Origin of the sequence: Streptomyces sp. NPDC000075, assembly GCF_040301925.1 — a bacterium.
GTDB lineage: Bacteria > Actinomycetota > Actinomycetes > Streptomycetales > Streptomycetaceae > Streptomyces > Streptomyces polychromogenes.
The window spans coordinates 17,989-30,142 of record NZ_JBEPFL010000030.1; the positions used below are offsets into that span (position 1 = coordinate 17,989).

At 75.0% G+C, this 12,154-nt stretch carries 5 protein-coding genes; all 5 read left to right on the top strand.

The genetic code is table 11. The annotated features are described in order from the left end of the window. Positions 1-411: 411 nt before the first annotated feature. Entirely contained in the window at positions 412-2,289 is a 1,878-nt protein-coding gene (asnB, locus tag ABT403_RS28840) for an asparagine synthase (glutamine-hydrolyzing) (RefSeq protein ID WP_344155045.1), read from the top strand. Continuing rightward, positions 2,286-3,002 (top strand): aspartate/glutamate racemase family protein, encoded by a 717-nt coding sequence (locus ABT403_RS28845; protein WP_344155197.1) that lies wholly within the window; start codon positions 2,286-2,288, stop codon positions 3,000-3,002. Before asnB ends, ABT403_RS28845 begins: the two co-directional genes overlap by 4 nt. Continuing rightward, positions 2,999-4,771, top strand: a complete 1,773-nt coding sequence (locus ABT403_RS28850) for a non-ribosomal peptide synthetase (RefSeq protein WP_344155048.1) — start codon at positions 2,999-3,001, stop codon at positions 4,769-4,771. Before ABT403_RS28845 ends, ABT403_RS28850 begins: the two co-directional genes overlap by 4 nt. Then, positions 4,768-11,274 carry a non-ribosomal peptide synthetase gene (locus ABT403_RS28855; protein WP_344155052.1) on the top strand — a complete coding sequence of 2,169 codons (6,507 nt, stop codon included), beginning with the start codon at positions 4,768-4,770 and terminating at the stop codon, positions 11,272-11,274. The genes ABT403_RS28850 and ABT403_RS28855 overlap by 4 nt, the downstream gene beginning before the upstream one ends. An 84-nt stretch (positions 11,275-11,358) precedes the next feature. Beyond that, positions 11,359-12,114 carry an aspartyl/asparaginyl beta-hydroxylase domain-containing protein gene (locus tag ABT403_RS28860; protein WP_344155055.1) on the top strand — a complete coding sequence of 252 codons (756 nt, stop codon included), beginning with the start codon at positions 11,359-11,361 and terminating at the stop codon, positions 12,112-12,114. Positions 12,115-12,154: the final 40 nt, after the last annotated feature.

Consider the following 12,154-nt stretch of genomic DNA (forward strand, 5'->3'; position numbering starts at 1 on the left):
CGAAACAGGCCCTTCACGGGCCGTCCCGATCACCCTTGCCTACCCGCGCCTAATGCGTCAACCCCCCGCCGCGTCACATGTGGTCACCGGCCATTCGGAAGCAATCCGTCCGGTCCCCCGCGAGGAAGTCGAACGGGCCCGTCCCACGGCGCCGACGGGCCCGTTCGATACCCCCCTGCCGACAACCGACCTGCTGGACATGGGGCTTGACCTGCACTCTCGCCACACGTACGGTCGGTCCAGCCGTCGCCGCGGAAGCTGGCGACACGATCCGCCCGACCGACCAATCAGGGCTTGGATTTACGGGGAAACGGGGCCCGGCCTTCGCCGAATTCGGCGTTCATGACTTTGTCAGAGTCGCATCCCCATTCATACGCATAGCTTGCTGGGGTGCTTTTTCAAGTGTGTGGCGTGGCGGGGGTATTTTCAGTCGGCACTGCGGATCACGAACGCGAGTCGATCGCTCGCGAGATGGCCGCCGAGCTCATTCACCGGGGCCCGGACGACGCCGGATCCATATCCCTGGGAAGCGTTTCCTTCGGATTTCGCAGACTCGCCTTCAACGACCTGGCGAACGGAAATCAGCCCCAGGTCTCCCCGGACGGCCGGATCGCCTCGGTCTGCAATGGCGAGATCTTCAACCACGGCGCACTGAGGAACTCCCTTTCCCGGCGCGGCCACTCGTTCCGGACCACGTGCGACACCGAGGTGCTGATTCCCCTCTACCGCGAGTACGGGGTGGAGATGACCGCCCATCTGGACGGCCAGTTCGGCTTCGCCCTGTACGACTCGGCCGCCGACCGGCTCCTGCTGGCCCGTGACCACTCGGGCATCGTGCCGCTCTTCTACACCGTCGTCGGCGACACGCTGGTCTTCGGCTCCGAGGTGAAGGCCGTCCTCCGCCACCCGGCGGTGACCCGCCGGGTGGACCTGCGCGGGCTGGACCAGGTGCTCTCCCTGCCCGGACTGGTGAGTCCGCGCACGATGTTCGAGGGCGTGCACGCCCTGCGCCCCGGGGAACGGCTCGTCGCCGACCGGTCCGGGGTGCGCACCGAGCGCTACTGGGACCTGGACTACCCCCTCCTGGCCGACGCCCCTCCCCCGCTCATGGGCCGGGCCGCCGAGGAGGCGCTGCAGGTACAGGCCGAACGGGCCGCCGGCCTCCTCGGGTCGGCGGTGGACAGCCGGCTGCTGGCGGACGTGCCGGTGGGGATGTACCTCAGCGGCGGCCTCGACTCCAGCCTGATCGGCGCCCTGATGACGCGTGCGCGTCCGGGCCACTCCTGGCCGAGCTTCTCCGCCGTCTTCCCCGACCGCGAGTTCGACGAGGGCGCGGCCCAGCGGCTCGTCGCGGGGAAGCTGGGCACCGCGCACCACGAAGTCCCGGTTCACGACAGCGAACTTGCCGCCCGGCTCACGACGATGGTCCGGCACGCCGAGTGCCCGGTGCGCGAGTCGTACAACGTCTGTTCCCTTTTGCTCTCCCGGGCCGTCCGGAATTCGGACACGCGTGCCGTGCTGAGCGGTGAGGGGGCGGACGAGCTATTCGGGGGATATCCGGGATACCGCTTCGACGCGGCGGGGCTGTCCGGCAGTCGCGCCGAAGGACTCGAAGCCCACCTGGAGCGCGAGGCGGCCCTGCGGATGTGGGGCACCGACCTCTTCTACGAAAACGACCAAATAGCCGCCCAGGAGTTCCGGCGCGAGCTGTATTCGGCCGATCTCGCCGACGTTTTGGACGAGTTCTCGGTCACCGCTCAACGACTGGTGGATCCGGACCGCCTGCTGGGCCGCCATCCGCTGCACCAGCGCTCGTACCTGGATTTCCACCTCCGCCTCGCCGACCACCTCCTCGGAGACCACGGGGACCGGATGGCCCTGGCCAACGGCGTCGAACTCCGCTTCCCCTTCCTGGCGCGGGACGTGGTGGACTTCGCGACGACGGTGCCGCCGGAGCTGATGCTGCACGGCACGCAGGAGAAGGCGGTCCTGCGCCGGGCCGCCGCCGGCCTGGTGCCGCCCGAGATCCTCGCCCGGCCCAAGTACGGCTTCCGGGCCCAGACCAGCTCCCACCTGCTGACCTCGGGCGCCGACTGGTTCGAGGAACTGATCGCCCCCTCCACCGTGCGCCGCCAGGGCTACTTCGACCCGGACACGGTGGCCGAACTCGCCCGCCGGCAGCGGTCGGGGCAGCACCGGGTGCACGCCCACCTGGACACGGACTACCTGATGGTCATCGCCACATTCGCCCTGTTCGTCGAGGAGTTCGATCTGCCGTGTCTGGGATGACCCCGGCGAGCACCGTCTCGCAGCTGCTGGTCGGAGTGGTCGGCGGCATGGGCCCGCTGGCCTCCACCGAACTGCTGCGCACCGTGTACGCCCAGGGTTCCTGGGCGGTGGAACAGGAGGCGCCCCGCATCCTGCTCTGGTCCGATCCGGCCGTGGTGGACCGCACCGACGCCATCGGGAGCAACGACATGGACCGCCTCAGGGAAGCCGTGGAACGCGCGGTCCGCGGGCTGTGCGAGGCCGGCGCCGAACGGGTCGTGATCGCCTGCCTCACCGCGCACCACGTCCTCGGCGCGCTGCCCGCCGACCTCGCGGCCCGGTGCGTGTCCCTGGTGGACATCGTCTTCGACGAGCTGGAGCGCTCCTCGCGCCCCCATCTGCTTCTGGGCACCAGCGGCACCGCACGGGCCGGCCTCTTCACCGCGCACCCGCGCCACCCGGCCGTCGCGGACCGGCTGGTCACCCTGGCCCCCGACGACCAGGACACGCTCCACGACCTGGTGTACCGGATCAAGCGCGGCGGCGACCCGGCCCGGGCCGTCGACTTCCTGCGCGACGCGCTGCCCCGCTACGGGGTGGGCGCGTTCGTCGCCGCCTGCACCGAACTGCACCTGGTGACCCGTGGGATCGCCGCCTCGGGACGGGCGGACGAGTTCCCCTCCATCGACCCCTTGACGATCGCCGCCGAGCGGATCAGGAACGGAGTGCTGTGAGCCACGAGACCCTCCTCGCCCGGTGGCACGACCACATCACGCGACGCGGTGACGCCTGTGCGGTGTCCGCACCGGACCGCACGTGGACCCACCGGGAGCTCGCCGAGCAGGTCGCCGGGGTGCACCTGCTGCTGACCGGCGCGGCCGCGGGCGACGGCGGCGACGGCCCCGTGCTCGTCGTGTGCGCCGACCCGGTCCGGGCCGCGGTGGGCCTGCTCGCCTGCGCCGTGGCCGGGCGCACCGCCGCTCCCGTCGACGTGCGCCAGCCCGCCGCCCGCTGGGCCGCGATCGTCGCGGACCTGGCCCCGGGCGCCGTCGTCGCCGACTCCGCGGGTGCCGAGGCGCTGGCCGCCGCCGGGATCGGGGACGTTCCCGTCCTGCGGGCGGACACCTGCGCCCCCGCTCCCTGGTCCGCCCCGCACCTGGAGGCGCCCGCGCGGACCGACGCCGGCTACGTCTACTTCACCTCCGGCACCACCGGGCGGCCCAAGGGCATCCGGGGCAGCCTGGCCGCCGTCGCCCACTTCGTCGACTGGGAGACCGCCGAGTTCGGCGTCGGGGAGGGCACCCGGGTCTCGCTCCTCACCTCGCCGGGCTTCGACGCCTTCCTGCGCGACCTGCTGGTCCCGCTCTGCGCGGGCGGCACCGTCTGCGTGGCCCCCGTCCCGGAGCTCCCCGTCGGCGCGGCGCTCGTCCGCTGGCTGGCAGAGGAGCGGGTGGAGGTCCTGCACTGCGTCCCCACCGTCTTCCGGACCCTGCGCACCGCGGGTGCGGAGGCGGGCTCGCTGCCCGACCTGCGCGTCGCGCTGCTGGCCGGTGAACCGGTCCGGGCCTCCGACGTCGCATGGTGGCGCGGCCTCTTCGGGGACACGAAGCAGCTCGTCAACCTGTACGGGCCCTCCGAGACCACGATGACCAAGGTCTTCCGGCGCCTGGACGCCTCGGACGCATCCGCCGCGACCGTGCCCGCGGGGCGCCCCATGCCGGGCGTGACGGTACGGGTGCTGGCAGCCGGCGCCGCGGTCACGGACGCCATCGGCGAGGTGGAGATCGAAGTGCCGTTCGCCCTGTCCGGGTACCTCGGCGCCGATCAGGGCGGCTTCCGCCTCCCCCACCGCTACCGCACCGGCGACCTGGGCCGGATGGGTGCCGACGGCACCCTGGTCCTGCTGGGCCGCCGTGACCAGCAGGTCAAGGTCTCCGGGGTCCGCATCGAACTGGGCGCCGTCGAGGAGGCCCTGCGCTCGCACCCCTCCGTGCACGACGCCTGCGCCGTGACGGCCGACCACGACGGCACCGCGGTGCTCGGGGCGTACGTGGTCACCGACGTCCCCGTCGGCGACGAGGAGCTGCGCGCCCACGCGGCGCTGCACCTGCCCGCCGGCCACCTGCCCTCCGTCGTCGTCCGCCTCTCGCAGGTCCCCCGCACCCTGAGCGGGAAGGTGGACCGGCGGGCCCTGCCCCCGCTGACGGCCGCCCGGCCCACGGCCGGCCAGGACGCCCCGCGCACCGAGCTGGAGCGGGGGATCGCCGCGCTCTGGTGCGAGCTGCTGCACCTCCCGGAGGTGGGCCGCACGGACGACTTCGCCCTGCTCGGCGGGACCTCCCTGGCCATGGCACGGCTGCTGGACGCCCTGCGCGGCCGGTTCGGCGCCGAGGTGGCCCTGCGCACCTTCCTCCTCGACCCGACCGTCGCCGGACTGGCCGCTGCCGTCACGTCCGCCCGCGGGGACCGTCCGTCGCAGCTCTCCGAGGAGGCGTCGGCATGAGCCGCCCCCAGCCGTTCGCGCCGCGGGCCGGACGCGACCGCGCACCGCTCGGCCACGCCCAGGCCGCCATCTGGCGCGCCGAGCAGGTGCGGCCGGGTACCGCCCTGCACAACGAGACCGCCGCGTTCCACGTGACCGGACCGCTGGACCCCGGCGCCCTGGAGCGCGCGCTGGCCGATCTGGCCGTCCGGCACGAGATCATGCGCTGCTCGATCGCCGTGGACGCGGACGGCGAGCCGTGGCAGCACTTCGCCGACCAGGTCGGTTCGACCGTGGTCCTGGAGGACCTGCGCGCGCTGCCCGCCGAGGACCGGGAGGGCCACCTCGCGGAGCGGGTCGCGCGGGCCGCCTCGGTCCCCTTCGACCTGTCCCGTCCGCCGCTGCTGCGCACCCGCCTCTTCCGGGTCGGGGACGAGCGCCACCTCCTGATGTTCGTGGCCCATCACATCGTGGTGGACGCCTGGGCGTTCGGCGTCTTCCTGGAGGCGCTCGCCGAGCGGTACGCGGCCGCCGTCGGCGACGCCTCGGCCGAGGAGGGCACGGACGGAGCCGACGGCACACCCGCCCCGCGGATCGACTTCGGCGACTACGCCGCCTGGCAGCGCACCGCCGGCCCGGCCGAGGGCGGCACGGAGTACTGGCGCGAGCGGCTCGGGGGCGACCTCCCCGTGCTCGAACTGCCCGCCGACCACCCGCATCCCGACCGGAGCGACCTCTCCGGCACGGTCCACCGGGCCACGCTCCCCGCCGAGCTGGTGTCCCGGCTTTCGGCGCTGGGCCGGAGCGAGACCGCGACCCTGCCGACCGTCCTGCTGACCGCGTTCTGCGCGGTCCTGCAGCGCTTCAGCGGCCAGGACGACCTGGTGGTGGGCATGCCGGTCGCCACCCGCAACCTGCCGCGCCTGTCCTCGGTGATCGGCCCCCTGCTCAACGTCATGGCGCACCGGGCCGACCTGTCGGGCGAGCCGACCTTCCGCGAGGCGCTGCGGCGTACCCGGCTCGCCCTCAAGGCCGACCTGGCGCACCGCGACACCCCGTTCGACACGGTCGTCACGGAGCTGGGGCATTCGGCGGGTCCCGGCCGCACCCCGCTCTTCCAGGTCATGTACGCCTTCCACAGCGGCCCCGCCACCACGCTGCGGCTGCCCGGGCTGGAGACCGTGCCGGCGCTCTCGCACAGCGGCACGGCCAAGTACGACCTGTCGCTCTTCCTGCGGCCCCGCCCCTCCGGGGAGCTGGAGCTGGACCTGGAGTACCGCACCGGGCTGTTCGGCGCCGGCACCGCGGCCTCCCTCGCCGACGCGCTCCTGTGCCTGGTGCGCGCCGCGGCCGACGAACCCGACCTGGCCGTCGGAGACCTGCCGGTGATGACCGCGGAGCAGCGGCGGCGCGTGCTGGCCGGCTTCAACGCCGTGGACGAAAGCGTCGCACCGTGGGGGTCCGCCGAGGAGGCCGTGCGCCGCATCGCCGCGGAGCGCGGTGGCGCCCCAGCGGTCCGGCAGGGCGCGGAGGTGCTCGGCTACGCCGAGGTCGACGCGTACGCGGACCGGGTGGCGGCCGGCCTCGGCGCCGTCGCGGGCGAGCGGATCGCCGTACGGGTGGGGCGCAGCCCCCGCCTGGTTCCGCTGCTGCTGGGCATCTGGCGGGCGGGCGCCGCCTTCGTACCGGTCGACGAGCACCTCCCGGCCGAGCGGGCGGCCCACGTCCTGCGCGACAGCGGCGCGGTGCTGCTCGTCACCGACGGCCCGGACGCCCCGGCCGCGGAGATCGCGTCGGTCTCCCCCGAGGAGCTGCTGCGGCGGGGCGACGCGGCCGGCCCGGCTGCCGCCGCGCCGCCCGGGGCCTCGCCCGAGGGCATCGCCTACCTGATGTACACCTCCGGTTCGACGGGCGCGCCCAAGGGGGTGGCGGTGCCCCACCGGGCCGTCGCCAACCTCCTGCACAGCGTCACCCGGGAGCCGGGGATCGGCCCGGACGACGTCCTGCTCGCGGTGACCTCCCTGTCGTTCGACATCTCGGTGCTCGAGCTGTTCGCCCCGCTGACCGTGGGGGCCCAGGTGGCCGTGGCCGCGCGCGAGACGGTCCGGGACACCGATGCGCTCGCGGCGCTGCTGCGCGCCGAGTCGGCCACCGTGATGCAGGCGACGCCGTCGCTGTGGACCGCCCTGGTGAGCGGCGGCTGGACCGGCCTGCCCGGCCTGCGGGCGCTGAGCGGCGGGGAGCCGCTGACGCAGGACCTGGCCGAGCGGCTGCTGAAGCTGACGGCGCAGGTGTGGAACCTGTACGGGCCGACCGAGACCACCATCTGGTCGACCGTGGCCCGGGTGCTGCCCGGGGAGCCGGTCACGGTGGGCCGGCCGGTCGCCCGGACGGTCTGCTACGTCCTGGACGGCCGGGGCCGTCCGGTGCCCCTCGGCGCCACCGGCGAGCTGGTTATCGGCGGCGCCGGGGTGTCGGCGGGCTACTGGCGGCGGCCGGAGCTGACCGCGGCGGCCTTCGTGCCGGACCCGGTCGACCCGGCGGGCGGCACCGTCTACCGCACCGGCGACCTCGCCCGGTACCTGCCCGACGGCCGCATCCACGTCGCCGGCCGGGCCGACCAGCAGGTCAAGCTGCTGGGCCACCGGATCGAGCTGGGCGAGACGGAGCACTTCCTGGGCACGCACCCGGAGGTGGCCCAGGCCGTCGTGGTCCTGGACCGCGAGCACCCGGCCGGCCCCCGGCTGGTCGCCTTCTGGACGGCCGGGGGACCCGGCACGGACCCGGCCGATGCGGACGGCGGGGCCGGTGCCGCCGGGCTGCGCCGCCATCTGGCGGCCCGGCTGCCCGCCGCGGCCGTTCCCTCGGTCTTCGTGCGCCTGCCCGAACTGCCGCTGAACACCAGCGGCAAGGTGGACCGGCCCGCGCTGGCCCGCGCGGCGCGCGGGGTCACGGCGCACGACGCCGGCCGGGCCGTCCCGGCGACCCCCCTCGAGTCCCGGATCGCGGCGGTGTGGGCCGACGTCCTCGGCGTCCCCGTCGCATCGGTGGGCCTGGACGACGACTTCCTGGCCGCCGGCGGCAACTCCATCTCGGCGACGCGGCTGCTGGCCCGGCTGGCCGGCGACCTCGGTCCGGCTCCGGCACTCGCCGCGTTCTACGAGGCCCCGGTCCTGCGCACGCTGGCCGACCACTGGGCCGGTGCCCCCGTACGGCCGCTGCCCGCCGCGGCCGCCGCCCCGGCCGGTCCGGTGGTCCCGCTCACCGACCAGCAGCGCCAGCTGTGGCTGCTGCACCGGCTGGACGAGGACGGTGCCGCCTACAACCTGGCGGCCCGGCTCGCCCTGCCCGGCGTACCCGACGAGGAGGCCCTGGCCGGCGCCCTCGCCGACCTGGTGGCCCGGCACGAGGTGCTGGCCGCCCGCTGCGAACTGCGCCCGGACGGCGCCGTGATGGTGTACGAGCCCGCGACGCCCGTGCCGCTGGACGTGGTGGACCTGCGCGCCTCCGGGGAGGAGGCCGGACCGGTACTGGACGCGCTCGCCGAGGCCGAGGCGGTCCGCCCGTTCGACCTCGCCGCGGGGCCGCTGCTGCGCGCCACGCTGGTGCACACCTCCGAGGACGCGGCGACCCTGCTGGTCACCGCCCACCACATCGCGGTGGACGGCTGGTCCATCGGCGTCGCGGTCCGCGACCTGGCCGCCTTCTACTCCGCCCGCGTCCACGGCACCGCGGCGCCCGCGCCGCTGGCGTCCGGGTTCCGTGCGTACGCGGCCGAGCAGGCCTCGGACGCGGCTCGCGCGGTCCGTGCGGAGCACCTCGGCTACTGGACCGAGCGGCTGGCCGGCCACTCCGGTGTGCTGGAGCTGCCCGCCGACCTCGGACGGCCCGCCGGCCGGGCCACCGAGGGTGCGACGCTGCCGTTCCGGGTGGAGCCGGAGTCGGCCGCCCTGCTGCGGGAGACCGCGGCGGGGCTGCGGACGACACCGTTCACCGTGCTGCTGGCCGTCTTCGCCTCGCTGCTGGGGCGGTACGCGGACACCGACGACGTGGTGGTGGGCGTGCCGGTGGCCGGCCGCGGCGCGGCCGGGCTCGACGAGCAGGTGGGGTGTTTCACCAACACGCTGCCGGTGCGGATCGACCTGTCCGGCTCGCCGTCCTTCGCCGAACTGGTGGCGCGTACGGGCCGGGTGCTGGCGGCCGACCTCGACCGCCCGCTCGTCCCGTTCGACCGGCTCGTCTCGGCGCTGGAGCTGACCCGGGACCCGGCCCGGCCGCCGCTGGCCCAGGCCATGCTCGTCTTCCAGAACACCCCGCAGGCGCAGCCCGGTCCGGGCGCGTCGCTCGGCACGCCGGTGCCGACCTCCACCCGGACCGCCAAGTACGAGCTGACGCTGTCCCTCACCGACGGGCCCGGTGCCCTGGAGGGTGAACTGGAGTACGCGAGCAGCCGCTTCAGCCGCGGCCAGGCGGCACGGTTCGCCGGCCACCTCGAGGCGGTGCTGCGGTCCGCCCTCGCCGATCCCGGACGGGCACCGGACGCCCTGGACCTGTCGGACGCCGCCCCGGCGCCCGCCGTGGACGCCGGCACCGGCCGCGCCGGCCACGCGGTGCCGGTGCACGAGCTGTTCCGCCGCCGGGCGGCCGCCGCACCCGACGCGCCCGCCGTCCGGCACGGCGCCCAGGAGGTGGGCTACGGGCAGCTCGACCGGTGGAGCGACGCGATCGCGCAGCGGCTGCTCCCGCTGGGGGCGGAGCCGGGACGGTTCGTCGCGGTGCTGCTGCCCACGGGGGCGGTGCAGAGCGCCGCGATCCTCGGCGTCGCCAAGACCGGTGCCGCCTTCGCCTGTCTGGACGCGTCGGACCCGAGCCTGCGTCTGAGGACCGTGCTGGCGGACGCCGAGCCGGTCTGCGTCCTGGCGGCCGAGGACGCGGTCGCGGACCATCCGGGCCTGCTGGACCGGGCGCAGGGCACCTTCGGCGGCTTCCCGCTGCTCTTCCTCGACCCGGCCGTGCCCGCCGGTGCGGGGGCGGGGCCCGCGGCGGACGCCCCGGCGGCCCCGGCCTCGGAGCCGGGCCCCGACGACCCGCTGTGCCTCGTCTACACCTCCGGGTCCACCGGGACGCCCAAGGGCATCGCCCTGCCGCAGGCCACGCTGGCCCAGTTCGCCGACTGGCAGCGGACCCGCTTCGGGGTCCGCCCCGGGAGCCGGATCGCGCAGTGGGCGCCGTTCACCTACGACGCCGCCTACACCGAGGTGTTCGCCGCCCTGTGCTCGGGTGCCGTGCTGTGCGTGCCGCCGGACGGGGTGCGCCGCGACCCGGTGGCCATGGCGCAGTGGCTGCGGGCCGAGCGCATCACCCAGATCCAGCTGGTCCCGGCCTTCTTCCAGCTGGTGTCCGAGGTGCTGGACGCCGCCGGGCAGGACCTGCCCGATCTGGAGCACCTGCTGATGGCCGGCGAGGTGCTGCCCGTGGCGCTGGCGCACGACTGGGCGCACCGGGCGGTCCGGCCGCGGATCCACAACCTGTACGGGCCGACGGAGTGCGTGCTGGCCACGCACCGCGAGCTGCTGCCCGGCGAGGAGTTCCCCGCGTCGGTGCCGGTCGGCGAGCCCATACCCGGCCGGTCCGCGGTGGTGCTCGACTCCAAGGGCCGGGTCTGCCCGGTGGGCGTGACCGGGGAGATCCACCTGCGCAGCGAGTTCCTGGCGGGCTCCTACCACCGCCGGCCCGAGGAGTCCCGCGCGGCCTACGTACCCGACCCCCGCGAGCCCGGCGCCACGCTGTACCGGACCGGTGACCTGGGCCGGCTCCTGCCGGAGGGCGGTCTGGCCTTCGCCGGGCGGCTCGGCAGCCAGGTCAAGATCCGCGGCAACCGGGTCGAGCTGGAGGAGGTCGAAGCGGTGCTCGAGGCGCATCCCGGGGTGCGCGAGGCCGCGGCGGCGGTGCACCGGATCCAGGGGGCGCAGCGGCTCACCGCCTACGCGGTGGCCGCCGGGGGCGTCGACGCGGCGGAGCTGCGCAGGCACCTCGCGGAGCGGCTGCCCGCGGCGGCGGTGCCCGAGACGGTCCTCCTGCTGGAGGCACTGCCCCGGACCCGGACCAACAAGCGGGACCGGGCCCGGCTGCCGCTGCCCGAGGCGCCCGGCCCGGCCGCGGACCGGGCCGGGGCCGCCGCTCCGCTGGCGGGGCTGGAGCAGACGGTCGCCGACGCGTGGCGGGAACTGCTGGGAACCGAGCGGATCGGGCGGCACACGAGCTTCTTCGAGGCGGGCGGGGACTCGCTGCTCGCCGCGCGGCTGCAGATCGACCTGACGCGGCGTCTGGGGCGGCCGGTCCGGCTGGTGGACGTCTTCGCCCGGCCCACGATCGCCGAATTCGCCGCCGGGCTGGCCGCCCCGGCGGACGCGGCCCCGCAGGCGGGACAGGACGCGGAGGCCGCACAGCGCCGCGGACTGCAGCGGCGGGCCGCGCAGGCCGGCCGGGCCAGGGCCCGGCGGGCCGCCCGGGAGACCGGCTGAGCGGGCCGGCCGTACCGCGTCCCGGTACGGCCGGCCCGGCAACACCAAGCGAAGTCCGCGTACGGACACGACGGAAGGAACGGCATGAGCGGGATGAACGCGATGGACACCGACCAGGTGATGCGCGAGCTGGAGGGGGTCCTCGGCACGTCGGGCCTGGAGCGGGTGGAGGAGTGCCTGGCCATCCTCACGGGCCGCAGCACGCCCGAGTACCTGCACGACGAGCAGGAGCCCACCCGGCTCTTCTTCCCCGGGATCAGTGCGCTCCCCTGGCACGACACGGCCGGTCTCGGCTGGGTGCGGACCATGGAGGAGGCCTTCCCGCAGATCCTGTCGGAGTTCCACGCGCTGCGCGAGGAGCAGGCCCGGTTCGCGCCCTACGAGGACATGTACACGAAGGAGCTCGGCTGGCAGGGCTGGGACACCTACCAGCTCTACCGCAACGGTGACTGGCGCGCCGAGGCGCGCGACCGCTGCCCGGTGACCGTGGAGGCCCTGGAGCAGACGCCGCACGGTCCGCGTGACGGCATGTTCACCGTCCTCAACCCGGGCGTGCACATCACCCCCCACACGGGCGGCGTGAACCTGCTGCTCACCACCCACCTGCCGCTGGTGGTCCCGCCGGACTGCTCCATCAAGGTCGCCGACGACGAGCGGACCTGGGACGAGGGCAAGGTCATCCTCTTCGACGACAGCTTCATCCACGAGGCGTGGAACCGGGGCACCCGGCAGCGCTCGGTCCTGCTGTGGGACGTGTGGCACCCGGAGCTGACCGAGGTGGAGATCAAGGCCCTGAGCATCCTCATGCCGCGCTTCCAGCAGTACCTGATGGCCGTCTGAGCCCCCGCGGCCGCCGCGGACCGACGTTCACCACCTCTTG